The sequence below is a fragment of the Herpetosiphon llansteffanensis genome (genome assembly GCF_003205875.1).
Lineage (GTDB): Bacteria > Chloroflexota > Chloroflexia > Chloroflexales > Herpetosiphonaceae > Herpetosiphon > Herpetosiphon llansteffanensis.
The window spans coordinates 1-25,153 of sequence record NZ_PUBZ01000065.1; the positions used below are offsets into that span (position 1 = coordinate 1).

Annotated in this window: 21 protein-coding genes; 10 read left to right on the plus strand and 11 right to left on the minus strand. The window is 52.1% G+C overall.

Features of this window, described 5'->3' with window-relative positions; genetic code table 11:
* Positions 1 to 367 precede the first annotated feature (367 nt).
* Together purU and C5S61_RS03910 are read right to left on the minus strand one after the other, a co-directional pair.
* The gene (purU, locus tag C5S61_RS03905) at positions 368 to 1,201 is read right to left on the minus strand and encodes a formyltetrahydrofolate deformylase (protein ID WP_110513792.1); all 834 of its coding nucleotides are present in this window, start codon (positions 1,199 to 1,201) and stop codon (positions 368 to 370) included.
* 63 nt (positions 1,202 to 1,264) lie between these two features.
* Positions 1,265 to 3,337: a molybdopterin-containing oxidoreductase family protein gene (locus tag C5S61_RS03910; protein ID WP_110513793.1), complete on the minus strand. Its 2,073-nt coding sequence runs from the start codon at positions 3,335 to 3,337 to the stop codon at positions 1,265 to 1,267.
* 230 nt (positions 3,338 to 3,567) lie between these two features.
* Between C5S61_RS03910 and rpoD the strand changes: the two genes are divergently transcribed.
* Entirely contained in the window at positions 3,568 to 4,695 is a 1,128-nt protein-coding gene (gene rpoD / locus C5S61_RS03915) for an RNA polymerase sigma factor RpoD (RefSeq protein WP_110513794.1), read from the plus strand.
* Between the two features lie 102 nt (positions 4,696 to 4,797).
* A complete protein-coding gene (locus C5S61_RS03920; RefSeq protein ID WP_110513795.1) occupies positions 4,798 to 5,157 on the plus strand; it encodes an ArsR/SmtB family transcription factor in 360 nt (119 codons plus the stop codon).
* A 1-nt stretch (position 5,158) separates the two neighbouring features.
* On the opposite strand, the gene C5S61_RS03925 is transcribed toward C5S61_RS03920, so the two are convergent.
* Entirely contained in the window at positions 5,159 to 5,596 is a 438-nt protein-coding gene (locus tag C5S61_RS03925; RefSeq protein ID WP_110513796.1) for a PspC domain-containing protein, read from the minus strand.
* A gap of 206 nt (positions 5,597 to 5,802) precedes the next feature.
* On the opposite strand from C5S61_RS03925, the gene C5S61_RS03930 reads away from it, so the two are divergent.
* The gene (locus tag C5S61_RS03930) at positions 5,803 to 6,396 is read left to right on the plus strand and encodes a TetR/AcrR family transcriptional regulator (RefSeq protein ID WP_110513797.1); all 594 of its coding nucleotides are present in this window, start codon (positions 5,803 to 5,805) and stop codon (positions 6,394 to 6,396) included.
* A 51-nt stretch (positions 6,397 to 6,447) separates the two neighbouring features.
* Positions 6,448 to 7,248, plus strand: a complete 801-nt coding sequence (locus C5S61_RS03935) for an MBL fold metallo-hydrolase (protein ID WP_110513798.1) — start codon at positions 6,448 to 6,450, stop codon at positions 7,246 to 7,248.
* A 139-nt stretch (positions 7,249 to 7,387) separates the two neighbouring features.
* Here the strand turns inward: C5S61_RS03935 and hisB are convergent, their stop codons facing one another.
* On the minus strand, positions 7,388 to 7,978 hold the full coding sequence (gene hisB, locus C5S61_RS03940; protein ID WP_110513891.1) for an imidazoleglycerol-phosphate dehydratase HisB: 591 nt from the start codon (positions 7,976 to 7,978) through the stop codon (positions 7,388 to 7,390).
* Positions 7,979 to 8,168: 190 nt separating this feature from the next.
* On the opposite strand from hisB, the gene C5S61_RS03945 reads away from it, so the two are divergent.
* Together C5S61_RS03945 and C5S61_RS03950 are read left to right on the plus strand one after the other, a co-directional pair.
* Positions 8,169 to 8,639 (plus strand): hypothetical protein, encoded by a 471-nt coding sequence (locus C5S61_RS03945; protein ID WP_110513799.1) that lies wholly within the window; start codon positions 8,169 to 8,171, stop codon positions 8,637 to 8,639.
* A 42-nt stretch (positions 8,640 to 8,681) separates the two neighbouring features.
* Positions 8,682 to 9,794 (plus strand): glycosyltransferase family 4 protein, encoded by a 1,113-nt coding sequence (locus C5S61_RS03950; RefSeq protein WP_110513800.1) that lies wholly within the window; start codon positions 8,682 to 8,684, stop codon positions 9,792 to 9,794.
* Between the two features lie 295 nt (positions 9,795 to 10,089).
* On the opposite strand, the gene C5S61_RS03955 is transcribed toward C5S61_RS03950, so the two are convergent.
* The 4 genes from C5S61_RS03955 to C5S61_RS27550 form a co-directional block, all read right to left on the minus strand.
* The gene (locus C5S61_RS03955; RefSeq protein WP_110513801.1) at positions 10,090 to 11,328 is read right to left on the minus strand and encodes a sensor histidine kinase; all 1,239 of its coding nucleotides are present in this window, start codon (positions 11,326 to 11,328) and stop codon (positions 10,090 to 10,092) included.
* Complete coding sequence (locus C5S61_RS03960) at positions 11,325 to 12,023, minus strand: response regulator transcription factor (protein WP_110513802.1); 699 nt, start codon at positions 12,021 to 12,023, stop codon at positions 11,325 to 11,327. The genes C5S61_RS03955 and C5S61_RS03960 overlap by 4 nt, the downstream gene beginning before the upstream one ends.
* 381 nt (positions 12,024 to 12,404) lie before the next feature.
* A complete protein-coding gene (locus C5S61_RS03965; protein ID WP_110513803.1) occupies positions 12,405 to 13,121 on the minus strand; it encodes a DM13 domain-containing protein in 717 nt (238 codons plus the stop codon).
* Between the two features lie 400 nt (positions 13,122 to 13,521).
* Positions 13,522 to 13,746 (minus strand): helix-turn-helix domain-containing protein, encoded by a 225-nt coding sequence (locus tag C5S61_RS27550; RefSeq protein ID WP_110513804.1) that lies wholly within the window; start codon positions 13,744 to 13,746, stop codon positions 13,522 to 13,524.
* A 385-nt stretch (positions 13,747 to 14,131) separates the two neighbouring features.
* On the opposite strand from C5S61_RS27550, the gene C5S61_RS27205 reads away from it, so the two are divergent.
* The 4 genes from C5S61_RS27205 (at position 14,132) to C5S61_RS03985 (ending at position 18,338) form a co-directional block, all read left to right on the plus strand.
* Positions 14,132 to 14,365, plus strand: coding sequence for a helix-turn-helix domain-containing protein (locus C5S61_RS27205; RefSeq protein ID WP_240614420.1), 234 nt, complete (start codon positions 14,132 to 14,134; stop codon positions 14,363 to 14,365).
* The gene (locus C5S61_RS03975) at positions 14,295 to 15,302 is read left to right on the plus strand and encodes an RNA-guided endonuclease InsQ/TnpB family protein (protein ID WP_240614426.1); all 1,008 of its coding nucleotides are present in this window, start codon (positions 14,295 to 14,297) and stop codon (positions 15,300 to 15,302) included. The genes C5S61_RS27205 and C5S61_RS03975 overlap by 71 nt, the downstream gene beginning before the upstream one ends.
* A 113-nt stretch (positions 15,303 to 15,415) precedes the next feature.
* Positions 15,416 to 16,780, plus strand: coding sequence for an MFS transporter (locus C5S61_RS03980; protein ID WP_110513805.1), 1,365 nt, complete (start codon positions 15,416 to 15,418; stop codon positions 16,778 to 16,780).
* A gap of 73 nt (positions 16,781 to 16,853) precedes the next feature.
* Positions 16,854 to 18,338, plus strand: coding sequence for a S10 family peptidase (locus C5S61_RS03985; RefSeq protein WP_110513806.1), 1,485 nt, complete (start codon positions 16,854 to 16,856; stop codon positions 18,336 to 18,338).
* 45 nt (positions 18,339 to 18,383) lie between these two features.
* Here C5S61_RS03985 and hemG read toward each other — a convergent pair whose 3' ends face one another.
* From hemG to C5S61_RS04000, 3 genes are all read right to left on the minus strand, one after another.
* A complete protein-coding gene (gene hemG / locus C5S61_RS03990) occupies positions 18,384 to 19,814 on the minus strand; it encodes a protoporphyrinogen oxidase (protein WP_110513807.1) in 1,431 nt (476 codons plus the stop codon).
* An 87-nt stretch (positions 19,815 to 19,901) separates the two neighbouring features.
* Complete coding sequence (locus C5S61_RS26750; RefSeq protein WP_164689218.1) at positions 19,902 to 22,469, minus strand: hypothetical protein; 2,568 nt, start codon at positions 22,467 to 22,469, stop codon at positions 19,902 to 19,904.
* On the minus strand, positions 22,466 to 25,147 hold the full coding sequence (locus C5S61_RS04000; RefSeq protein ID WP_110513808.1) for an ATP-binding protein: 2,682 nt from the start codon (positions 25,145 to 25,147) through the stop codon (positions 22,466 to 22,468). Before C5S61_RS04000 ends, C5S61_RS26750 begins: the two co-directional genes overlap by 4 nt.
* Positions 25,148 to 25,153: the final 6 nt, after the last annotated feature.

Consider the following 25,153-nt stretch of genomic DNA (forward strand, 5'->3'; position numbering starts at 1 on the left):
CTTCCCAATCGGCTAAACTAGCATGGAACGGCATAGAATTCCTCGTAGACATGGGTGCTGACACGTCCAGTATACGCGAATTCTCTGCCGTTTGTCGTTTCCTCCCCGAACTACCTACCCTTGAAAGCCAGCCCCCTCTCCCACTGAACGCGGGCGAGGGGGAGCACCGTTTTCACCGACGAATGACGAACCAGCGTGTTAAAGCCCCTCGCCCGCGCACGGGAGCGGGGTTGGGGTGAGGGGATCAGGCGATTGGTAACGCAATGTACCAGTACAGCTATGGGCTAGCGGACGTTTGGTGTGTCAAAAGCCCATAGCCCATAGCCTATAGTCTCACTATCGTGCCCTTCGTGCTCGCTAGGGATAGTTAATCAAAAATGACCGTGCGATTGCCGCTTAAAAAAACTCGCTCACTCAAAACCAAATCTAAGGCTTTTGCCAACACATGTTTTTCAATCTCACGCCCAGCTTGAACTATTTCATCAACACTATGGCTATGATCAATTGGCATAACTTGCTGCGCGATAATTGGCCCTTTATCGAGATCATCGGTGACAAAATGCGCGGTTGCGCCAATAATTTTCACGCCGCGCTCAAATGCTTGGCGATAGGGATTTGCGCCGATGAACGCTGGCAAAAATGAATGATGAATATTGATAATGCGCTGCGGAAATTGGGCTACAAACTGCGGCGAAAGCACCCGCATATATTTTGCCAGCACCAAATAATCTGGTTGCGCTGCCTGAATAACTTCGAGCAACGCCTGTTCATGTGCTTCACGAGTAGCGTCTCGATGTGACACATAATGAAATGGTAGATCGAAACGCTGCACTAATTGGCCAAGTTGCGCATGATTGGCAATTACGCCCAGAATTTCTGCTTTGAGTTCAGCAAAGGCATGCCGAATCAGTAAATCGCCTAAACAATGATGTTCTTTGGTGGCTAGAATAATAATTCTTGGCTTATACGCTCGTGCAAAGCGAATATGTGCATTAATTGGCAAAAATGTTTGTAGTTCTGCTAATGCTGTGTTTTGATCAAGCGTACCTTGATATTCAGTTCGCATAAAAAAGCGTTGCCGCTGATGATCAACAAACTCTTGGTTGCTAATAATATTTACGCCATGGCGATAAAGCACGCCAGTAATCTGATGAACTAAGCCAATCTGATCGTTGCATTCAATCAATAACGTTTGGGGCATAGCGTGCTCCAACCCACCGCTTGAGCCGATTGCTCAGCTCAAGCGGGAAAATTATTGGCTAGCTTAACCGACAATCCGTTCAACTTCAACCAAATTATCGTAGAAAGTCGCGCCGCCACCCATATCCGAAAGTGCTTGGGGCGTGGTATGGTTTACGTTACGGCCATCAGCCGTTAGCTCCGACCACCAAATTGATGGCGCAACTACCACTCCTTGGCGCACGCGATCGGTCACCACGGCCTTGGCCTGAAAGCCACCGCGATCATTGCGAATCAATAATTGATCGCCATCGTCGATGTTGCGTTCGATCGCATCAAGCGGGCTAATTTCGAGGCTTGGGCCGCTCTCGTAGCGCTGCAAAATATTGCCAAAGGTACTGTTCAAAAAGTGGTGGGCTGGCGGCGAGATTAAGGTTAATGGATAGCGCTCAGCCAAGCGCGGGTTGGTCGTTGGGCTTTCGTAGGGCGCTGTGTAGGTCGGCAATGGGTCAAAGCCATCTGCTTGCATGCGTTCAGAATACAGCTCGCACTTGCCTGACGGGGTGAGGAAATTGCCCTCGGCAAACGGTGCCCAATTGGCTGGCACGTTCAAGCGCAGCCAACCTTCTGCTTGCAAGCGTTCGAGTGTAATTCCAGCCAACGCAGGGTGGTCAGTATCCAAGGCTTGGCGGGCAATCGTCACATCATCATCACTAAAACATGGCTCATCAAAGCCCATTTTGGCTGCCAAACGGCGAAACAATTCGGTGTTAGGAATCGCCTCGCCCAGTGGCTCAATCGCTTGGTTGCTCCAAGCCAAATACCAATGGCCATAGGCTTTATGCAAATCGACATGCTCAAGTTGGGTTGTTGCAGGCAGAATAATATCGGCGTAGCGGGTGGTATCGGTGTAAAACTGCTCGTGCACCACGGTAAACAAATCGTCGCGCTCCAAGCCACGTTTCACCGCTTCCAAATCGGGAGCCACGCTCGCCGGATTAGAATTGTAGACGAACAAGGCCTGCACCGGCGGATCATTCACTTCGGTCAAAGCCTGCCCAAGCTGATTCATATTGATCATGCGCGTGCTAGCAGGAATCAAATCGGGGCGCTCCAAGGCAGCATTATTAATTGGAAATGTGCCGCTGGTGGAAAGCAAAATGCCGCCTGCACGCTCGCGCCACGAGCCAATCACTGCTGGTAAACATGCCAAGGTGCGCACGGCCATGCCGCCGCCAGCGTGGCGTTGCAAACCATAATTAATCCGAATCGCAGCAGGCGCGGTAGTCGCATATTCATGGGCCAATTGCTCGATTGTTGCCACATCCAAGCCAGTTAATTCGGCGACGCGCGCTGGCGGATATTCCTGCACGCGCTCGCGCAGTTGCTCGCCGCCAACACAATAGGCATCAAGATAGGCTTGATCGTGCAAGCCATCGCGAAAAATAATATGCATCATGCCGAGGGCAAGGGCTGCGTCGGTGCCAGGCAACGGCGCAATATGCCAATCGCATTGGGCGGCAGTGCGAGAACGCCAAGGATCAATTGCAATGATCCGTGCGCCAGCTTTGCGCGCCGCTTTGATAAATGTCCACAAGTGCACATTCGAGGTAAGCGTGTTGGTTCCCCACAAAATAATCAATTTGGCATCGACATAGGCTTCAGGATCGGTGCCAACGCTCGCGCCCACAGTATAGCGATAGCCAGTTGCGCCGGCACTGGCGCAAATTGTACGGTCGAGCAGCGAAGCACCCAAGCGATGGAAAAAGCGTCGATCCATCGAGCCATAATGCAACAAACCCATCGTGCCAGCATACGAATAGGGCAAAATCGCCTGCGGCCCGTGGCTGGTGCTAATGGCTTGCAACCGTTCAGCAATCGTGGTTAATGCTTCTTCCCACGAAATGCGCTCGAATTGGCCAGCGCCTTTGGGGCCAACCCGTTTGGCTGGATACAACAAACGGCCTTGGTGATACGTTCGCTCGACATAACGCGAAACTTTGGTGCACAAAAAGCCGTTGGTAATTGGGTGTTCAGGGTTACCTTGAACTTTGATCGCCTTGCCATCCTGCACTGTGACGAGCATGGAGCACGTATCGGGGCAATCGTGAGGGCACACCGCGTGAATAATTTGCTGATCAAGAGCAATCGTTGTCATGGCATCAATCGGGCTGAAGTACCCGCCTCCTTCGCAGTTGTTGCCAAATACTATACAGCGTTTCGCTTTTTTCAACGAATTATCAGCTGTATGTTATGGAAACTTCACCCCTAATGTGCTTGAATAGGGTCTTGAATCGCAGATCTATCCGTGATATAGTGGTCTATCATTAGGCTTTTCTATAGCAGTAGAAAGTCGGTGCTTCCTTGAAAAACGTACTCGAAGTTCTGATGGGGGCCGCCCGTCAGCATCGTTATCTCACGCACGACCAAGTGCTGCTTCATCTTCCTCCCTCCGACAAAAACACAGCGCTGTTCGACGAATTGTGTGTCCGCTGCCAAGCAGAAGATATTCCAATTTTAGAAGAACCGCCAACCGCTGCCGTGCATCTCCGTTCCCGTGATGTCGCCGAGGACGATCTCGAACGGTCGCTGATTCGCGAAGGGCTAAGCCTTGATGATCCGGTGCGCATGTATTTGCGCGAAATTGGCCAAGTGCATCTCTTAACCGCCCACGAAGAAACGATGCTGGCCAAACAATTGGAACGTGGCGAACGGGCCATGATTCGCCTTGCCCGCCACGAATATCTCCTCGAAGAAAAAGCTCGCCTGCAACAGCAAGTCCTCGAAAGCGAAGCCGCCCGCCAACATCTCATCCAAGCCAATTTGCGCCTCGTGGTGTCGATTGCCAAAAAATATGTTGGCCGTGGTATGTCGTTTTTAGATTTAATCCAAGAGGGCAATATTGGCCTGATGCGGGCAACTGAGAAGTTCGATTATCACAAGGGCTTTAAATTCTCAACCTATGCAACCTGGTGGATTCGCCAAGCAATTACGCGCTCAATTTCCGATCATAGTCGCACAATTCGCCTGCCTGTGCACGTTGGCGAGACGATCAATCGGGTTAAGCGCACGGCCCACAAGTTGCAGCAAGCCTTGGAACGCGAGCCAACTGCCGAAGAAATTGGCGAAGCCTTGGGCTTGCCTGCCGATAAAGTGCGGCGGGTGCTCGAAGTTGCCCGCCAACCAGTGTCGCTCGAAACGCCAGTTGGCAACGAGGGCGATAGCGTCTTGGGCGATTTTATTGAAGATGATCGTTCAGCAGAGCCGCTTGATCACGCAACCGAGCATTTATTGCGCGAGCAACTTGACGAAGTGCTGTGCAAGCTCGATGAGCGCGAACGGCGAATTATTGAGCTGCGCTATGGTTTAGTCGATGGCAAATATCGTACGCTGGAAGAAGTTGGCCGCGAGTTTGGCATTACCCGCGAACGCATTCGCCAAATCGAGGCCAAGGTGCTGCGTAAACTGCGCCACCCAGCCTTTGGTGGGCGCAAATTGCGAGCCTATCTTGAATAACTAAGTTGCAGATTTAACGGCAAAGCAACACACGCGAAGCGCGGGCATCCTGCCGTGATTCGCGTGTGTTTGTTTTTAATCAACCCATTTTGGAGGTGTCCGATGGAAACGATTCACGCTGATGCTGCATTAACCCAATTGGCCAGCCTTTGCCATGCCCTTGGCCATCCGTTGCGCTTGGGAATTGTGCGCTACATCGCCCACCATCCGCGCTGTATTTGCAATGATATTGTGCAGCGAACGAATCGTGCTCAATCGACAATCTCTGAACATTTGCGGGTTTTGGTACAGGCGGGCGTAGTCGAAAGCGAGCACGAAGGCCAAGCCACAGTCTATTGGCTGGCTCCGCAAACGTTGCGCCTGCTCGAGCAAGAAGTTGAGCAACTTTGTGATTCTGCCCAACAAAAAACGGTCGCTGAGCGGGCTGCTCAACGACCGTTTTGGTATCAACTCAATCGTTAGATTAGTCGTTTAATGGTTGACCAGTGTATGGGTCAAAACGTGGTTTTTCTGGTTGAGCTGGGGCTGGCGTTGGGTTGATTGGTTGACCGGTTTGTGGGTCGAATTTCCAATCGCTTTGAGGCACAGCCGTGCTAGCGTTGCTTGCTTGGGCATTGTTGACCGCAGTTTTGACCTTGTTGAACACGTTGGCTGCTTGGTTGCGCATTTCATCAAGCCCGCTGTTAATGCCTGGGCTTGGCAAGCCTGGAGCCGTCACCACTGGCAAAACTGCCCAGAGAATGATGTACAACAGGATGCCCGAACCACCAGCCAAGGTCACCAGCACAAAGGCCAAGCGGACCAAGGTTACATCAAAAGCGAAATATTGAGCCAAACCCGTACACACACCAGCAATCATTTGATCTTGTTGAACACGCACTAAGCGATTTGAATTTTGCATTGTAGTAGCTCCTTATTTGGGTGCAACTCATCGTTGCCTATCTGCTAACTAGGACGCAGGCCACTAAAAAATTGTTGCAGCACGTTTTGCGAATTGTCAAACAATAGCGTAAATAGCTCTGCTTTGGGTTCTTTATGCTTTTGCCAGCATTGGCTTAAGCAAGATATGTACTTGCGTAAAATACGAACGTATGGTATTTTAATACTATGAGTCGTAAAGATAGTGCCAAAGAACTTATTTTGAATCAAGCAGTGCAGATGGCTTCGGTTGCTGGCCTGAATGGCCTCACGATTGGGAGCTTGGCTGAGGCTGTCGCTATGTCCAAGGGCGGGATCAGCGCGCACTTCAAATCGAAGACCGAGCTGCAAGTTGCCGCAGTTGAACGGGCGGCTGAGTTGTTTCAATCAGCAGTGGTTGGTCAGGTGCTGGCCGAACCAGCGGGGATTGATCGGCTTTATAAGCTGTGCGATTCGTGGTTTCGTTATTTGCAGCAGGGCATTTTTCTGGGCGGCTGCTTTTTTACCAATGCTGTGCTTGAGCTTGATGATTTGGCTGATTCTGAGGTGCGGGCTGCCGTGCTGCGCTATTATCAGAATTATCTTAATTTTATCGAGCAGTGCATTGCCGAAACCGTTGAGCTTGGCCAATTTCGGCCCGATACACCAATTGCCGAGCTGGCGCTCCAATTTCATGGCATCGAAATTGCGGCCCTGGTTTGGCGCGCAGTGCGCAGCCACGAAGCCCAATTTGCTACCGCTCGCGCTGCCATTGGCAATTTAATCGAAAATTATCGCAGCTAAAATTTTTTAGCTCAAATAAAACACGAACGTCCGTATTGTAAAGGAATGAATATGCAGATTCAGGTGACCTATGTTGGCACGGCAACCGTTTTGTTGGAAATTGATGGCCTGCGCATTTTGACCGATCCAGTATTCGATCCCGCTGGCAGTTCGCAGCTGTATCAGGTGCGGCCAAACGTGGAATTTGGGCTGTACAAGGAGCAAGCAGCGGCATTGCAACCAGCAGAGCTTGGGCCAATTGATCTGGTATTGCTCTCGCACGATGATCATTATGATAATTTGGATGCTGCTGGGCGGGCATTGTTGCCACATGCCAAGCATGTGCTGACTACCGAAACAGGCAGCGGGCGCTTGCAAAAGCAGGGAGCAACCAATGTGCAAGGCTTGGCTCCATGGCAATCAATTACGCTGAACACAGCGCAAGGCTTGCCATTGACGATGACCGCTGTGCCAGCCCAACACGGCCCCGTTGAATTGCTGCCGATCATTGGCGAGGTGATTGGTTTTGTTGTGGAATATCCCAATTTTGCGCATGGCCCGCTGTATATTTCAGGCGATACGGTTTTGTTTGCTGGCATTAATACGATTGCTGAACGCTACGCCATTGGCACAGCCTTTGTGCATGTCGGGGCGGCCCAATTTGCACCAACGGGGCCAACACTCTTTACATTTGATGCGGATCAAGCGCTGCAAGCAGCTCAATTGCTCAAGCCGCGCACGCTGATTCCAATTCATTTTGATGGTTGGCAGCATTTTAGCCAAGGCCAAGCAGAAATTGAACAAGCCTTTATTGATGCGCCGATTCAGCCACATTGGCTCGAGCTAGGTATTGTTACTGCGTTAAAAGTCTGAGATCCCCTCACCCCCCAGCCCCCTCGCCCACTGGACGCGGGCGAGGGGGAGCCGACGATTGTTTACCAACGAATTGCGCAAGAACCACGGTGTTCAAGCCCCTCGCCCGTGCAATGTGAGCGAGGGCTTATGGGAAGGCTTAAATTACGCCTTTAGTGCTGGGAATCGCATCGCCCAAGCGTGGATCGTGTTTAGTGGCGCTATCGAGGGCGCGGGCCAAGGCTTTGAATAAGGCTTCGGCTTTGTGATGGTCGTTGCGGCCATATTCGAGCTTGGCGTGCAAGTTCATGCGGCCATGAATCGCGATGCTTTCAAAAACATGCTCTACCAAATCGCAGGTCAAACCGCCGATGCTGGGGTTGGTCCAGCTAAAGTTGAGCACATGAAACGCTCGGCCACTGAGATCAAGCGCCACAAAGGCCAGCGCCTCATCCATGGGCACATAGGCATGAGCGGTGCGGGTGATGCCTGCTTTGTCGCCAAGTGCCTGATCAATCGCCATGCCCAAGCAAATCGCCACATCCTCGACCGAGTGGTGGTCATCGATATGCAAATCGCCGTTGCAGCTTACCTCTAAATCAAATTGGCCATGGCGGGCAAAACTTTCGAGCATATGGTTGTACATGCCAATCCCAGTATTGATGGCAACCTGGCCTGAGCCATCGAGATTAAGCGTGAGCTTGATTTGGGTTTCGCGGGTGTTGCGTTCGATGGTTGCAATCCGAGCCATGATCATCCTTTCGCTAAAGCTGCCCGATCGTACCTGTTTTGGCGAGTTTTGCCAAACAGCCGTGATAACGATTTCACGCGTATAGCTCATCGCCATCTCATCAAATTTTCATCATAATTTCAGATTGGCATCGCATACTAGATTGGCCTGAATCAATTTTGGGCTGAAATGTTGTGAAACAGGTGCAATTATGAAGCTTAGCCTCAATCGTCGTTGGTTCCCGCTGTTGGGAGCTTTTGCTGCCTACATCGCGTGGGATCTCGTCGATCATCAAATTCTCACGCCACGCTCGCCAGCTTGGCTGTGCTATATGATTGATTGGGGTGTGGCTGGGATGGCAGGTTGGTCGATATTTGTGCTGCTTGAACGTCAGTATCAGCGCGCAATTCCCATGGTCGATTCCACGACGATTAATTTGCCGCCAGCGGTATTTGCTCAATTGACGCAAGCTGCGCAAAGTTTGCAAAGCGAAATTCAAGAGCTGCAACAAGCAATTGGCAATTCGATCAACGAAGAGGGCATTCAACAGCAGCGCAATTTGCGCCAAGCCTTGGTTGCCAGCTATCGCGCTCAAGCAATTCTTGAGGAAATCAGCGGCATTGTTGATAAACCACAGGTCACGCCGCCGCCAGTTGAGCAATTGATTACCCAGCGCTCATAGGCTGTGGTAGCATAGCAGCCATGTTTAGCTACGAGGCTGCCGATGATTGCGATTGATGCGCGTTTGAATGCCTACCGCCATGGTGGCATCGCCCATTACACCCACAAATTATTAACCTATCTGCCAACAATTGCCCCCGAGCAACAATGGTTGCTGCTTGAGCATCGCAAAAGCCCAAAACCATTGGCTATTGGCCCGAATATTCAGCGGGCACGGCTCTTTACTCCACCGCATCATCGCCTCGAACAACTGCTTTTGCCTTTGGAAATTGGCCTGCGCCGCCCAAAACTGCTGCACTCGCCCGATTTTATTCCGCCGTTAAAACGCACATTTCCTGCCGTCATTACTGTGCATGATGTGGCATTTAAATTATTTCCTGAGATTTTGGATGCCAATGCCAGCCGTTATTATGGCCAAATTGAGCGCGCGCTGGCTTCGGCCAATGCAATTATTGCCGATTCGCAGAGCACCGCCAACGATCTCACAAATTTGTTAAATGTTGACCCTGCGCGAATTGATGTGATTCAGCTGGCGACCGATATGCAGCCAATACCAATTGCTGCTGATTCACAACGCCAGATTGGCGGCCAAACGTGGCAAGCTGATCAATTTATGGTATTTGTTTCGACCTTGGAGCCACGCAAAAATATTCCGATGTTGCTGCGAGCCTTGCGCATTGCGCTCGATCGCAAGCCGCAAGCTGGCTATCGCTTGGCCTTGGCTGGGCGGCGTGGTTGGCTTGATGCAGAAATTTGGCAAACCTTGGCTGAATTGCATTTGGAAGAAGCTGTAACTTGGCTCGATAGCCCAAGCGACGAGGAGATTCGCTGGCTCTTGAGTGCCTGCCGCTTGTATCTCAATCCTTCGAAGTATGAAGGATTTGGTTTGCCTGCGCTTGAGGCGTTAGCTTGTGGCGCGGCAGTGTTGGTTGCCGATGCCTCAAGTTTGCCCGAAGTAGTGGGCGATGCTGGCCTTAAGTTGCCAGTTGATGATCCGCTGGCTTGGGCCGATGCGATTGAACGCCTTTGGGCCGATGCTGATCAGCGCCAAGTGTTGCGCGACCAAGCACCCGCTCAGGCAGCCAAATTTTCGTGGCAACGCACTGCTGAGCAAACCTTGGCGGTTTATCGGCGCGTGCTTGAGCAACAGCGCTAGCAGCATCACAATATGCTCCTATGAGAACCGTGATCTGGTTTTTTGCAGAATTCCTGGAGCCTAGCTGTACTGGCTCATTGGATTAACAACCGCGTTCCCTCACCCCAACCCCTCTCCCATCCGCTGGGCGAGAGGCTTTAACGCTGTGGTTCTGCCACAATGCGTCGGTTAAAACGGTGCTCCCCCTTGCCCGCGTCCAGTGGGAGCGGGGGTTGGGGGGTGAGGGAACGCGGTTGTCAATCCAATGTACCTGTACACCTAGACCCTGAACCCTGAACCCTGATGCCTTGTTCGTTCAGTTAGGCGTTTGCAGGGTAAAAATAAAACGTGCGCCATGGTGGGGTTGGCTTTCGACCCAAACATTGCCGCCATGAGCCTCGACAATTGCCCGTACGATTGCTAAGCCCAAGCCAGCCCCGCCATAATCGCGGGAACGCGACTTCTCGCCGCGATAGGTGCGCTCGAAAATATGTGGCAGATCGTCGGGCTGAATACCCTCGCCAGTATCGCGCACTTCGACATGCACTGTTTGGTTGATTGTTTGGGCTTGAATGGCGATTGTGCCATCGCTTGGTGTGTGGCGCAGCGCATTGCTGATCAGGTTGTACAAGACTCGTTGCAATTTTGGCGCATTCATCAACACCAAATCGGCGGCGGGATCGACTTTGCCGAGCAGTTGCACGCCGTGAGCCGCAGCATGCGGTTGCAAATTGCTCAGCGTATCGGAGATTAAATCGCCAAGCGAGGCGCGTTCTAATTCCAAGCGCAACACGCCAGCATCAAGCTGGGCCATCTCGAATAAATCATCGACCAAGGTGCTGAGGTTGGTTAATTGGGCATTGGCTGAATTAAGGTAGCGTTGTTGGGTTGCTGGCTCAGTCACCACGCCATCAGCCAAGGCCTCGATCATCGCCCGCACCGCAGTTAATGGCGTGCGCAAATCGTGGGAGATGGCCGCAATCAAATCGCGGCGCGATTGCTCAAGCTCGTGTTGGCGCTGGGCACTTTGGGCTAGTTCATCGGCCATCTGGTTAAAATCGGCGGCCAGCAAACTTACTTCATCGCTGCCATGCTCAGGAATGCGCAAGGTCAAATCGCCTTTGGCCAGCGCCGTCGCTCCGGCTCGAACCTCGGCCAAGCGCGCCACCAACACATTGCCCACAGCGATGCTAAAGCCCAAGGCCAGTACCAACATAAAAATCAGCACCAACAGCAACAACGGTAGGTCGTGATCGGTGCTGATAAACATGGCGCGGGCCACGCCCTGCAACAAGGCCGCAACCAAAATGCCACCTAAGCCAATCGCTGCAATAATTTGCGCCCGCAAACTGCGCAACAGTGAGAGCATGCGGCTTTGCAAGGCGATAATTGCCACCACGCCAGCCCCAAACCCTAGCGAACCAAACAGCTTGACGATGCCTTCGAGTTCGCTCATTGGCAGCATAAGGCCAAAATGGCCAACCAACCCAACCAAGGCCAAGGCAATCGCCAAGGTTAGCAACAAAAGGCTGCATTGCTGTAAAAAGCGTCTCATTGCTCACCAGCGCTGAGTTTATAGCCTACGCCCCAGACTGTTTGCAAATAGCGCGGCGCGGTTGGGTCATCTTCGATTTTTTCGCGCAATCGCCGAATATGCACCGTAACAGTGCTGGTATCGGCGGAAAAGGTATAGCCCCACACGAGTTCCATCAGTTGGTCGCGGGTAAACACGCGCTCACGATGGCGCGCCAAGAAGTAGAGCAAATCAAATTCGCGCGCGGTCAGGCTAATCGATTTGCCCGCCACTTGCACATCGCGGGTGCGTGGATCGACGCGCAATGCACCAAGCTCAATTGGGCGTTCATCGGGGGGCGGGGAATCGGGTTGAGGCTGAACTCGCCGCAAGACTGCTTCGACTCGCGCCACCAGTTCACGCGGGCTAAATGGCTTGACCACATAATCATCAGCGCCCACGCCAAGGCCAATGATCCGATCATTTTCTTCGCTCTTGGCGGTGAGCATTATCACGGGGGTGCGTTGATCGCTCTGCAAGCGACGACACACTTCTAAGCCAGTCACTTTGGGCAACATCAGATCAAGCACGACCAAATCTGGCGGTTGTTGACGGGCCAAGCGCAACGCTTCCTCGCCATCGCTGGCCTCAGTCACGTTATGGCCTTCGCGGCGCAAATAGAGGCCGACCACTTCGCGAATATTCGGTTCGTCATCAACCACCAAAATATTGGCCATATAGCATCCTTAATTGATCCACGAAGGATAGAAAGGCTATGGGCTATGGGCTATGGGCTGTTGGGTTTAATTATTTTGGTTCCAATCAATTTCCGCTAGCCCATAGCCATCAGCCAAACCTCTCTGATTGTACTGGTTCATCACATTAACCGCCGCCTGATCCCCTCACCCCAACCCCTCTCCCGTGGCGCGGGAGAGGGGCTTTAATCGTGTGGTTCTTTCGCAATGCGTAGTGCTCTCCCTCGCCCGCGTCCAGTGGGAGAGGGGGCTGGGGGTGAGGGAATACGATTGCCAATCCAATGAACCAGTACACCAAGCCTCCCTGATCCCTATGCTCTATGTTCTATGCTCTATGTTCTTTTCATCCTTCGTACTTTCATTTTACTGGATTGGTGCAACTGCCATCAAGACTTGATATTCTTCGCACCAAATTACGACATTGTTGTAGAGCGCTGGGTCGAAATCGTTGGGCAAGGTATAATTTTGGTTGCCCTCGGAGCCTTTGAGTTTGCTCAATTCAAGGTAGCCTGCTTGCAAATCGCTTGGTTGATGGATGTCGGGAGCTTTGGCCACAAAAATATACATATCTGGGCCTGGCTCGACGTAGAAATCGTTGAGCCGCAAGATCATGCTGCCATCTGGTTGTTTGTAGAGCTTGGCCATGCCTCTGCTTTCATGGTCGATGCCGCGAAACGCACCAGAACTTAGCATCACTGGCTCGGCTGGCACGGCGCTTGGCTCAACCCGCGATTCAGCGGTTGGCATGATTGTTGGTTCAACCCGCGATTCAGCGGTTGGCATCATGGTTGGCTCAATCATATCATCGGTCATCGGATCAGATGGCTGCATCATGTCATCAGTCATCGACATCGGATCAGTCTGCATCATATCGTCGGTCATCGACATTGGGTCGGTTTGCATCATATCGTCGGTCATCGACATTGGATCAGTCTGCATCATCGAATCGACGGTTGGTTGGATTGTGGCCATTGGCGCGCTGCTGGTCGTTGGGAATGGCTCATTGACGGTGGTTGGAGAGGTGCCACAAGCGGCTAAACCACCAAGTAGCAGCAACATTGCAAAAGAGCGTAATTTCATCGCTAACCTCCATAAAACTTCTATGCTTTAGTTATAGCGGCTAGCACTTAACCACTGCTTGCGCAAAGCTTACAAAACCCTAAACAAACCCACACTAGAACTAAAGACTGATATGCATTTATAGCGTTGCCGCAGAACACCCCGACCCAAGACCCATGCTGTGGGTTCCCCGCGCGGGATGCATCCGTGCCAGTTCTGACGAAGAGCAATTAAAGAGCGCAATGGCAGGCTCCCTCGTGCATAGCAAGCAACCGTGGTTCGGTTGTTTTGACTGCGGACACCAGACGCTCTTCTAGGCAGTCAAAACAACCGGCTAGTATCGGGCATCCGAGCAGTCGCTCTGCCGTCCTTGGTTCGGTGGAGCCATGCCCGCGACTGTTCGTAGCAGTGCGAGGACATGCTATTCATCCTCGAGGACTAATAATTCTCCGACGGTACATGGGAGCCATGTACAAAGTCTCCCCAAGTCATCAAGCGGCACATTCTTAATAGTGTTGTTCAGGAGTCGTTCAACAGCACTCCGGCTTGCACCAGATTCTGCCGTGATAACTCGTATCCCCAACTTGCGATCTTCTTTGACTTCTTTTTGTGCCACAAGGACACGGAGGTAGCTTTTAACTTTCATGGCAACAGCTTAATATAGTATGATTTTTTGTGCAAAAATACTACATTATTGTTTTTAATAATCTATATATTGACTATTGTACAACTTAGTGGTACTATATTAGTGAATAAGCGAAAAAATCACGACTGACGACTTTGATCACGATGTGTTACGGGAACAAGCGATCAAGCAATTGATGCGAGCGATGGAATCCAAAGCCGTCATCAGCCTGCACTATGCAGCCCGTCAAACTGGCTATGAAGCAGGATGCGCTTCTGCACCCGCCAGTATCCAATCCACCCTTACCGCATTCAATTCCTAATTGATTATCGGTTGATTGTTTTCGTCACGCCAGTGTGTTTGTCGCTGGCGTGATGGAGCGTGCTAACCAAAAGGAAGCCTGATTATGCGAACGCTGACCCGTTGTTACACATACCGTCTGCAACCCACCCCAACCCACGTCGCAACCTTGGTCCAGTGGGCGGGTTGCCGACGCTTTGTCACCCAGAGGGTTCCCGAATTGGGCGCTGCACTGCAAGCAAACCCACTACCAAGCAACAGGTCAGCGGCTGAGTTATCAACGGCTTGCGGCGATGCTGGTCGATCTGAAACGTCAACCCGAAACGGCTTTTTTGCGTGATTGCCATTCGCAACCCTTACAACAAACCCTGATGGATTTAGAAACCGCTTTCAGCAACTTTTTCGCCAAACGCGCCAAATACCCACGCTTCAAAGCACGCAAAATCACCCAGCATAGCCTCCGCTTCCCGCAAGGTGTGGTGGTGGTTGATGAACGCACGATCAGCGTGCCAAAAATCGGACTGATGCAGGCGATCATTCATCGCCCACTCATGGGGATAGCAAAGGGCGCAACGATCAAACAAGATGCCACGGGCGCGTGGTGGGTGGTGTTTGTCTGTCATATCGACCGCCCTGATGTACCGATGACAGCTGATCGTCCTGTGGGGATTGACGTAGGACTTGAATCTTTCACCACGCTGTCAACAGGTGAGAAGACCGCACCACCGAAGTTCTACCGCCACAGCCAGAAGAAACTTGCCCGCGCTCAGCGCAAACTCTCACGCGCTCAAAAGGGTAGTAACAACCGCCTGAAAGCAAAGAAGCGCGTTGCCCGACTTCATAAAAAAATCAGCAACCAACGCGTCGATTGGCTGCATAAGCATGCGTTGGGGATTGTTCGACGATTCGACATGGTGTGCATCGAAGACCTGACTATTAAAGGCCTTGTGAAAACCAAGCTGGCCAAATCGTTCAATGATGCCGCCCTCAGTACCTTCATGCAACGATTGCAGGAAAAAGCCGAATGGCACGGACGACGAGTTGTGAAGGTTGGGCGGTTCTACGCCTCATCGAAAACGTGTCACGTCTGTCATTCCAAGACTGCCTTGACGCTGGCTGACCGCGTGTGGACATGCCCCACCTGTTGCACGACCCATGATCGGGATGGCAACGCCGCGATCAATATTTTGCATGAAGGGCTACGCCTGCTTGCCGTTGGGACGACGGAAAGCCAAAACGCTGCCGGAGATGGTGTAAACCCAGCGAAACGCTGGTAACCATCGTTGAAGGCAGAAGCCACGCCCCTCGTGGGCGTGGTAGTTCACTCGCATAGCAATATACTAATCTCAGCAACTTTTCCGATCTTGAATTACACCACGAAGGAGCCATCATGGCTGAATCAATGCGCAAGCAACCGAGTGGCATGTTGGCATTTAGCATTATGTGGTTTGGGCAGGTCGTTTCATTGCTTGGCAGCGCCATGAGCGGCTTTGCGTTGACGTTTTGGGCATGGCAAATTACCGAAAAAGCCACGGCTTTGGCATTGGTGGGCTTTTTCTCGTTTGCGCCGAGTATTCTGGTTAGCCCGTTTGCTGGTGCTTTGGTTGATCGCTGGAATCGTAAACTTGTGCTGATTCTGAGCGATTTAGCCACTGGCGTATCGACAATTGCGATTTTGCTGCTTTACCATAACGATGCGCTGCAAATTTGGCATTTGTATGTGGCCGGCGCGTTTGCTAGCGTTTTCCAATCGTTTCAATGGCCAGCCTATTCGGCTGCGGTTTCGACGATGCTGCCCAAAGCGCATTATGCCCGTGCCAGCGGCATGATGTCGATGGCCGAATCGGCGGCGGGGATTGTTGCACCTGCCTTAGCTGGCTTTTTGCTCAGCGTCATTGGTATTGGCGGGGTGTTAATTATTGATATTGTGACGTTTAGCTTTGCAGTGATTGTTGTGCTATTTGTGCATATTCCGCAGCCAACCCAAAGCGCGGCTGGTGCAGAATCCAAAGGTAGTTTATGGCGCGAGGCTGGCTTTGGCTTTCGCTATATTTTGGCCCGACCAAGCCTTTTGGGCTTACAACTTACCTTTTTTATGATTAACTTCGTTGGTTCATTTCAAGCCACGATGACCAATCCCATGATTCTCGCCCGTACCGATAGCAATTCAGCAATTATGGGCACTGTCCAATCGCTTATGGGTTTTGGTGGCTTGTTGGGTGGTTTGATGCTGAGTTTTTGGGGCGGCCCAAAGCGCAAAGTCCATGGCGTGCTTGGTGGCATGGCGCTATCGAGCTTTTTTGGCGGCATTCTCATGGGCTTGGGCCAGAATGTGGTCGTTTGGTCGATTGCTGCCTTTGGCTTGCTGTTTGTATTGCCCGTGCTGAATGGCTCGAACCAAGCGATTTGGCAAGCGAAAGTACCGCCCGATATTCAAGGCCGCGTGTTTGCCGTGCGCCGCATGATCGCCCAAATTTCGGGGCCGGTCGCAATTTTGATTGTTGGGCCATTGGCCGACAAAGTGTTTGAGCCTCGCATGGCCGAGGGTGGCGCGTGGGTCGCAATGTTTGGTAGCTGGGTCGGCAGCGGCAAAGGTGCAGGCATCGCCTTGATTATGGTTTTGAGTGGCATTCTCGGGATTGCCGTCGCCGTGCTTGCCTATGGTGTGCGGGTCGTGCGCCAAGCAGAAGATCTGATTCCCGACCATCACGATAGCCCAGTCAGCAACCCCGAACTGCAAGCAGAACCAGCCTAAACGATTGACAATCGATGAGACAAAGCTTGTTACAATCAGTTTGAAATGCTTCTAGTATGAGGATTTGCACGCTATGGCAGATGCAGGTAGCCCTGAAAAACGCAGCGATTCGGAAAGCCCCAAGCCACCGCAAGAGGTGGTGAGCGTGACCCACGGGCGGGTAAAAATCAATGGCAGCGATATTTCTTACACCGCCACTGCTGGCACGATCGTGCTCTACGAGGACGATCCAGAGTTTAAGCAAGCGCCCAAGGCCAAAGCCACAGTCTTTTATGTGGCCTACACCCGCAGCGATATTGATGATCAGACGACTCGCCCAATTACCTTTTCGTTTAATGGCGGGCCTGGCTCAGCCTCGGTGTGGATGCACCTTGGCTTGTTGGGGCCAAAACGGGTTTTGATGGCCGATGAAACTGGCAATTTGCCAGCGCCACCATTCCGCTTGGTCGAAAACGAATATTCATTGCTCGATCAAAGCGATTTGGTCTTTATCGATCCGATTAGCACTGGCTACAGTCGGGCGGCAACTGGCGAAAATCCCAACCAATTTCATCAATTTACCAAAGATATTGAATCGATCAGCGATTTTATTCGGCTCTACACCACGCGCGCCAAGCGTTGGCTCTCGCCCAAATATATCATCGGCGAAAGCTATGGCACGACGCGCGGCTCGGCCATTACCAATTATTTGCAAAATCGCTATGGCATGTATCTCAATGGGATTATGCTGATCTCGTCGATTCTTGATTTTCAAACCGTCGAGATGGACCCAGGCAACGACCTTGCCTACATCGTGATTTTGCCAACCTACGCCGCCACCGCTTGGTATCACTCCAAGCTCGATGCCAAATTGCAATTGAGTTTGGCTGATACCTTGGCTGAAGTCGAGGCTTTTGCAACTGGCGAGTATGCCACGGCCTTGCTGCAAGGCGATGGTTTGGCCGAAGGCAAACGCCGCTCGGTCATGCGCAAATTGGCGCGCTACACTGGCCTGAGCGAACGCTTTATCGATCAAAGCAATCTACGCATCGATCTGATGCGTTTTACCAAGGAATTATTGCGCGATCAACAACGCACCGTAGGCCGCTTGGATAGTCGCTTCGTGGGCATTGACCGCGATCCAACCCGCGAATCGTTTGAGTATGATCCCAGTTATGCAGTGATTCATGGGCCATACAGCGCCACCTTCAACGATTATGTGCGCCGTGAATTGAAATTCGAAAGCGATGATGCCTACGAAATTCTGACCTCGAAAGTGCGGCCTTGGAAATACGACAAGCACGAAAACCAATATGTGAGCGTTACCGAAGCCTTGCGCTCGGCCATCTCGCAAAATCCCTATCTCAAGGTGTTTGTGGCTAGCGGCTTTTTCGATTTCGCTACGCCCTACTTTGCCACCTTGCACACCTTCAATCACCTTGGGCTTGAGCAAACCTTGCGCAACAACATCGTGATCAAACATTACGAAGCAGGGCATATGATGTACACTCATTTGCCTTCGCTGGCAGAGCTGAAACGCGACCTCGACGCGTTTGTCAGCCAAACCAAAAACGTCTAGTTAAATACCAAGCCCACGGTGATTTCGTTTCACCGTGGGCTTTTTTTAGGCGTTGGCTCGCTCGACTATGCTGAGAATAGCGTCGGCAGTGGTTTGCGCTTGGCGTACACAATCGGGAATTCCCACACCTCGGAAGCCGCTACCACACAACAACAAGCCTTCTGGACACAAGGCTTCTAGCTGATCCATGCGCTGGAAGTGGCCAACATCGTATTGCGGGTTTGCCTCATTCCAACGGGCTACGCCGCTCCAAACTGGCTCAGCAGTTAGGCCAAAAATTGCTTTAAGCTGATCACGCACCAATTCAGTTAAGCGCTGATCATCTAAGCGCAACACTTCTGGGTGTTTCGAGCCACCAACAAAGGCCCGTAGCAACATATAATCCGCTGGCGCACGTCCGGCAAATTTGCGTGAGTTGATCGTTACGGCGTTGATTAGGCGATGCTCACTGCGCGGAATCACCAAGCCATAACTATCGAAGGCCATGGTGCTTTCGCTGCGCCGAAAAGCCAACGAAACCGTACCCGTGCTGACATAGCGAATCGCTTGCAAGCGCTCGGCCAGTGCTTCGGCCCAAGGCTGCACCAATTTGGCGGCGGCATAACTTGGCACTGCCAGCACCACCACATCGGCCTCAACTCGCGTGCCATCATCGAGGGTTAGTTGATAGGCTGGAGCGTTGGTTGGGTCGTAGCGCAGCGCTTGCACCCCGCAATTGGTGCGTAGTTCAACCGTTAATTGTGCAACCAAGGTCGTGATCAGTTGCTCGATGCCGCCGCGCAAGCTGATAAATGGGCTTAATTGCTGGCCTTTGGGCTTGCCTGCTTTGGCCTTGGCGGCTCGAATCCCGCGAATCACGCTGCCATAACTGCGTTCAGCCTCAATAAAACGCGGAAACGTCGCTTCGAGGCTTTGGCGATCTGATTCTGCATTGTGAATGCCCGACATCAATGGCTCGCCCAATTTATCAAGCGCTTCGGCTCCAAAGCGGCGGCGCACAAAATCGGCCAACGATTCATCGGCGTTACTTTGGCGAGCAGGCAACACCAAATCAAGCAACATGCGCAATTTGCCAGGCCACGAAAGAATTGGCGTGCGCAGCAGCGGCCAAAACTCAGTTGGCACAACCAAATTAATCCCATCGGGCAATGGCTCAGGCTTGCCGCGATGCAGCACAAACACCTTATGCCGCGCTGGCTCAGTCGAAATCAACTGATCATCCAAGCCCAATTCGCGGGCCAATTGCAAGCCCCACGGTTTTTGGCTAATAAACGCATCTGGCCCAGCTTCGACCAGCAATTCGCCAGCAGCATCGGGCAAGGCAACATGCTTGGTGAGCAATTTGCCGCCAAGCCGTTGATCGCGCTCAAAAAGCTGTATATTGGTCAGGCCTTGTTTTTGTAAATACCATGCTGTACTAAGCCCAGCGATGCCACCGCCAATAATGGCAATTCGTGGCTGATCAGCAACATCCATTGCAAACCTCATTGTAGTGGAAACTACCGCTAGTGTGCAGTGCTTGCGGGTTTCTGTCAATCAGTTGCTGAATGGATCTGGTGAAGATTAGGCAACATTAAGGGGTAGGATTCTTCGCCCACGCAAGCCGCTGATCAGGACGCACAGCCCGCCCGCCATCAGCCAGAGCAATTGACCACCAGCGCTTGGTGGCAATGAGGAGCTTTGACCAATCACTGGCAGCGCAGGCTCCAAGGTTGCTTTTGGCGTTGGTTGCTCGGTTGGCACTGCCGTTGGCGCAGTCGTTGCGCTTGGTTCTGCGGTAGCGGTTGAGGTCGCGGTAGCGGTTGAGGTAGCAGTTGCCGTTGCAGCGAGGGCTGGCTCATTCTGCAGCGTGTTGGTGACGCGAAAACGGCTATCGGCACTCACTGTATTGGCGTTGCTTGCGCCAAATTGGGTGCGGAATGAACACGAGCCGACCGAATTGCCCGTAACCACGACTGACAACGAACGATTCGAGCCGCCGTTCAAATCGCTAGAATCGCTAGAACCTGGCTGAGCGCTAATGCACGAGCCAGCATTGAAATTGAAATTCAAGCCCGTTGCTCGTGAGCCACTTGCGTTATTGCCAAACACAACCGTCACATTTTCTTGCGCTCCAGCAGCCAAGGTGATGTTGCCCGATGGATTGACCTCGCCATTGATGATATGAAACACAAACAGATCAGGCGTTGGTGTTGGGGTTGCGGTTAACGTTGGTGTTTCGCTCGGCGTTGGCGTTTCGCTTGGTGTTGGCGTTTCACTTGGCGTTGGCGTTTCACTTGGCGTTGGCGTTTCACTTGGCAACGGTGTATCAGTTGGCAACGGCGTTTCGGTTGGCGTTGGGACATCGGTTGGCGTATTGGTTGGAATCGGCGTATTCGTCACCGTTGGCGTGTTGCTTGGCGTTGGTGTGTTGGTAATTGTTGGCGTAAAAGTTGGCGTACGGGTATTCGTCACCGTTGGCGTGTTGCTCGGCGTTGGTGTGTTGGTTGGTGTAAAGGTTGGCGTACGCGTATTGGTCGCCGTTGGCGTGTTGCTCGGCGTTGGTGTATAGGTCAAGGTTGGAATCGTCGTTGGTGTGCGGGTATTGGTCGCCGTCGGCGTATTGCTTGGCGTAAGCGTATTGCTTGGCGTTGGCGTATTGGTTGCTGTCGCCGTGTTGGTTGGCGTTGCAGTTCTGGTTGGCGTTGCGGTTGGTGTGCGCGTTGGCGTACTGGTTGGTTGCGGCGTTGCCGTCGCACAGCCATCACACACAATCGTCCAATTCAAGCTTGCCTGGACTGGCGTTTGCCCAAGAGCTGTTAATTCTGCTGTAATCGAACAATTACCAACATTATTCGCTGAAATAACTGGCGAAAGCGTAAAGCCCTGATGTGGATCTAGTGGAATTGGTCCACCACCCGTGCTAATACTTGAGCTAATACAACTTCCGGTTACGCTGATATTGACTTGTGCTCCGTTTGCACGTGCCTCACCAGCATTACCATAAACTACAAATACCTGCTTAGTCGCATTGTTTTCGAGCGACGGATTAACTGGATTGACGATTCCATCGACGCGCCAAGCAATATATAACTCTGGCGCAGGTGTTGGCGTTGCGGTTGGAATCTCAGTTGGCGTAGCTGTATCGGTCGGTGTCGCTGTATTAGTTGCAGTTGGCACATCGGTTGGCGTATTGGTTGCCGTTGCGGTTGCCGTCGCCGTGTTAGTTGCGGTTGGCACATCGGTTGGCGTGTTGCTTGGGACAAACGGCGTGTTGGTTGCCGTGGCAATAATTGGCGTGTTGGTTGCCGTTGCAGGCACAGGCGTAATAACCGGCACGTCAGTTGGCGTGTTGGTTGCGGTGGCAGGCACAGGCGTAATAACCGGCACGTCAGTTGGCGTGCTAGTTGCAGTTGCTGGTACAGGCGTGATCGTTGGAACTCGCGTGTTGGTTGCAGTTGCGCTTGGCAATGTGGTTGCGGTTGCGCTTGGCAGTGCCGTATTTGCTACGGTTGCGCTAGCCGGAACCACCGTCGTTGCCACCACGCTCGTGCGTGTTGGCGTGTTGCTTGCTGCTGGTTCGAAGGTTGGTCTGGTTGGATTAATCGTCGGATTCAGGGTTGGTGTGCGCGTATTCGCGGTTGAACTTGGGTTCACCCGTGGCGTAGAGCTTGGCTCGGCAGTTAATGCTACGCTTGGCTCGCTTGTTGCCGCCGTTGCGCTGCCAATTGGAATCCCTTCGTCCTTGGTTGGCGTGGGTGTGTTGGTGCTAGTCGCTGTTTTGGCAGCATCAGTTGCTGGCGTTGCTTGCCAGGTTGGCGTAGCGGTTGGCAACAAATCAACAATCCCAATCGGGACTGGTGTTTCAGCAGCAACCAAATTTGGGTTGGCTGGCTGATCGCTGATTTTGCTGCGAATTGCTTCTTGGCCAATCGGAAATGGCGCAGTGCCATTCCAAGCTTCATAATTGGCAAACGGTGGCAGCAAGACCTCAGGCCCAGACGCATTGACTGGGGTTGTCCAGCGCACAACCATTAACGATGAGCAGCCCATGACCAACAACACCGCTAAAATCACAATTGAACCGATCGTTAATAACAATCGGTCGCGTGGTTCTTGGGTATTTGGTTGTGGTAAGGCGCTATTGCTCATGAATTTGCTACCGTTGCCTTCATTAAATCGTAGTTGCTTGGCTCAAGGTGCAGCATTGGAAACTGCATAATGAAGCTTGAACCAACGCCTTGAGCGCTATCCACCCAAATTTTACCATTGTTGCGTTCAACTAATTGTTTGGTAATCGCTAGACCAAGCCCAATCCCGCGTTCTTTCGAGGTCAGGCCACTTTGCTCGCCGCCACGTTGAAAGCGCTCGAATAAACGCTCATAATCTTGGCTGGCAATCCCTGGCCCAGTATCGATTACCGCAATTTGAATGCGCTGATCGACAGTTTTGGCTTGCACCGTCACTGTGCCGGTTTGGGTATAGCGGCGGGCATTCTCCAAAAGCTGGGTCAACATTATCTTGAAGTGGTCGCGATCTACTACAATGTACGGCATGTTCTCTGGAATATCAATGAGCAATTTGAGTTGTTTTTGCTCAAAGCCCTTTTGGAACGCCTGCGCTATTGGTGGTAAGAGTTCAGTTAATAGATGTTGCTCAATTTGTGGCTCCATGTTGCCTGCTTCGATGCTGGCAATCACAATCACATTTTGCAGCACTTCGACCATGCTTTGGCCTTGCTGGCGAATCGTGGTCATAAATTGGGTTTGTTCGTCGGTCAATGGCCCCACAAAGCCGCGCAACAGCAAATCTGCATAGCCGCAAATTGAGGTCAACGGCGTGCGTAGCTCGTGCGAAATTGTGGCAATAAAGTCAGTTTTGGCCCGATCCATTGCCCGTTCTTCGGTCACGTCGTGCAGCACCAACACTTCGCCCGATTGCAAGCCTTCGCGTTCAACCGGTGCTGCATTGACGGTCAAAATCCGTTGATCGCTGGTTTCGTAAAAGGTTGTGGCCGTTGGCGTGGCAAATAGTTCAGCACCGCCCGACAATGGCGTGAGGCTGAATTCAGCAAAGCTCTTGCCTAGCAAATCGGCTTCGCTCGCGCCAAGCATAGCGGTGGCAGTGTGGTTGACCAAAATAACCTTGCCATCAGGATCAAGCACAATCACACCATCAGCGATACTTTGCAAAATTGCTTGCTTGCGGCTGGCTTCATCTTGCACGGTGGTGTAGAGCACAGCGTTTTGCATGGCCGTCGCGGTCATGCTGGCAATTGCGCTTAGTGGCTCGCGAATGCTGCTGGCTGCTGGCATGGCGTGATCGTTCTTTACCAACAACGCCCCAATAACTTGTTGCTGGGTGCGCAATGGCAAAACCAACTGCACATTTGGCGCAAGTGGACGCAACGCACTATCCAAGGCCGGATTTTCGGTAATCGTCACCATTGGCGCGAGCGTTTCAAGGCTGGTTGCAGGAAAGGGCCGCGCAATTTCGCGCACAGTCTCGGTGGTGACATAATGCCAAACACCTTGCTCAACCACCAAGGCATCAACTTCGGCCTCAGGAATCAAGCGCTGCACAGCGGCAGTAGTCTGGGTCAAAACGCCATCAAGCGTTAATTCGGTGCCTAATTGGCGGCTGGTGCGATACAAATCGAGCAAGCGATCAGTCATATCATTCAAAACTGTCGCGAGTGTGCCAAGCTCGTTTTCCTCGGAAACGAAACTGCGGCCTTCCAAATCACCGCTTTTGATCCGCAAGGCGGTACTGACCAACTCGCCAAGCGGCACGGTGATGCTGCGTGTAACCCGCACGCTGATCCAAATGATTGAGATTAGCGAAAGAATACCGAAGAGGAAAATCAGCACTCGCGCTTGTTGCCAGGCCCGATCAATGTTGCTGCGCGGCAGACCAACCGCAAAATAGCCATTCAGCGCCCGCCGAATCCGCATTGGGCTATACATCACTTGATAGCTGGTATCGCCCCGTTGAATGGTGGTAAACAATGTGCCACGGGTTTCTGGGTCGGGGTTGGCTTGGCTGGCCTTAATTTGCTCAATTTGATTGGCATTGATGACCAATTCATCAGCTTCTTGCGGCGGATTGCTGGTCAAAACGCTGCCATCGCTATTGAGAATTGCGGTGATCGTTGCGCCGTTGCGTGGTGGTAATTCCTCGTTGACAATGCGCTCTAGCGGCTCTGCATAGATAATTGCCCCAACCACTTGCTCGCTGCTGCCAACGGTTAATTTGACCGGAGCAACCACAAAAAACATGGTGTACGGCGGATCAGTGCCGATGCGTAAGAGGCTGGCATATTTATCGCCATAATCATCAACTTGGCCGCGCAACACAGCCTGAATCAAGCTATCTTTGGCCAATTCGGTGCTACCAACCAGCGATGGACTACGGCTTAGCACGGTTGAACTCGCTGCATCGACCAAGACTTGGCCATCAGCATTGAGCGCAATTAAGCGTGAGGGCTTGAAATAATTAAAGGCATTGTTGACGATCTTTTCGACCTGATCAACGTCGTTTTTGCTAAATGCCTCGGCAGTGCTCAGTAAATCTTCTTTTTCGTTGGCAGGCGAGGTAACAAGCAGGCGCAAGTTATCGAGAATTTGGGCTTCGATCGTTTCCAAGCCCACGCCAGTGTTGGTGGCGCTGGTGCGCAGCGATTGATTAAGTTGGTTCTGCAAGCTTTGGGCATACAGCCAAAAAATAATCACAATCAATAAACCCGACAAAAATGCTAGCAAGAGCAAATATGGCAGGGTGATTTTATACCGAATGCGACTTTTAAGCCGTCGCCGCAGGTTGACAAACATACAAGG

Excerpts from the sequence above, each read along its gene's own strand:
- C5S61_RS03935 (WP_110513798.1), top strand. The coding sequence starts at position 6,448 with ATGCAGATTCAGGTGACCTATGTTGGCACGGCAACCGTTTTGTTGGAA.
- C5S61_RS03955 (WP_110513801.1), bottom strand. The coding sequence starts at position 11,328 with ATGAGACGCTTTTTACAGCAATGCAGCCTTTTGTTGCTAACCTTGGCG.
- C5S61_RS03965 (WP_110513803.1), bottom strand. The coding sequence starts at position 13,121 with ATGAAATTACGCTCTTTTGCAATGTTGCTGCTACTTGGTGGTTTAGCC.
- C5S61_RS26750 (WP_164689218.1), bottom strand. The coding sequence starts at position 22,469 with ATGAGCAATAGCGCCTTACCACAACCAAATACCCAAGAACCACGCGAC.
- C5S61_RS03985 (WP_110513806.1), top strand. The coding sequence starts at position 16,854 with ATGGCAGATGCAGGTAGCCCTGAAAAACGCAGCGATTCGGAAAGCCCC.
- C5S61_RS03910 (WP_110513793.1), bottom strand. The coding sequence starts at position 3,337 with ATGACAACGATTGCTCTTGATCAGCAAATTATTCACGCGGTGTGCCCT.
- hemG (WP_110513807.1), bottom strand. The coding sequence starts at position 19,814 with ATGGATGTTGCTGATCAGCCACGAATTGCCATTATTGGCGGTGGCATC.
- C5S61_RS27205 (WP_240614420.1), top strand. The coding sequence starts at position 14,132 with ATGCGAACGCTGACCCGTTGTTACACATACCGTCTGCAACCCACCCCA.
- purU (WP_110513792.1), bottom strand. The coding sequence starts at position 1,201 with ATGCCCCAAACGTTATTGATTGAATGCAACGATCAGATTGGCTTAGTT.
- C5S61_RS03960 (WP_110513802.1), bottom strand. The coding sequence starts at position 12,023 with ATGGCCAATATTTTGGTGGTTGATGACGAACCGAATATTCGCGAAGTG.
- C5S61_RS03920 (WP_110513795.1), top strand. The coding sequence starts at position 4,798 with ATGGAAACGATTCACGCTGATGCTGCATTAACCCAATTGGCCAGCCTT.
- hisB (WP_110513891.1), bottom strand. The coding sequence starts at position 7,978 with ATGGCTCGGATTGCAACCATCGAACGCAACACCCGCGAAACCCAAATC.
- C5S61_RS03945 (WP_110513799.1), top strand. The coding sequence starts at position 8,169 with ATGAAGCTTAGCCTCAATCGTCGTTGGTTCCCGCTGTTGGGAGCTTTT.
- C5S61_RS03930 (WP_110513797.1), top strand. The coding sequence starts at position 5,803 with ATGAGTCGTAAAGATAGTGCCAAAGAACTTATTTTGAATCAAGCAGTG.
- rpoD (WP_110513794.1), top strand. The coding sequence starts at position 3,568 with ATGGGGGCCGCCCGTCAGCATCGTTATCTCACGCACGACCAAGTGCTG.
- C5S61_RS03980 (WP_110513805.1), top strand. The coding sequence starts at position 15,416 with ATGGCTGAATCAATGCGCAAGCAACCGAGTGGCATGTTGGCATTTAGC.
- C5S61_RS04000 (WP_110513808.1), bottom strand. The coding sequence starts at position 25,147 with ATGTTTGTCAACCTGCGGCGACGGCTTAAAAGTCGCATTCGGTATAAA.
- C5S61_RS27550 (WP_110513804.1), bottom strand. The coding sequence starts at position 13,746 with ATGAAAGTTAAAAGCTACCTCCGTGTCCTTGTGGCACAAAAAGAAGTC.
- C5S61_RS03925 (WP_110513796.1), bottom strand. The coding sequence starts at position 5,596 with ATGCAAAATTCAAATCGCTTAGTGCGTGTTCAACAAGATCAAATGATT.
- C5S61_RS03950 (WP_110513800.1), top strand. The coding sequence starts at position 8,682 with ATGATTGCGATTGATGCGCGTTTGAATGCCTACCGCCATGGTGGCATC.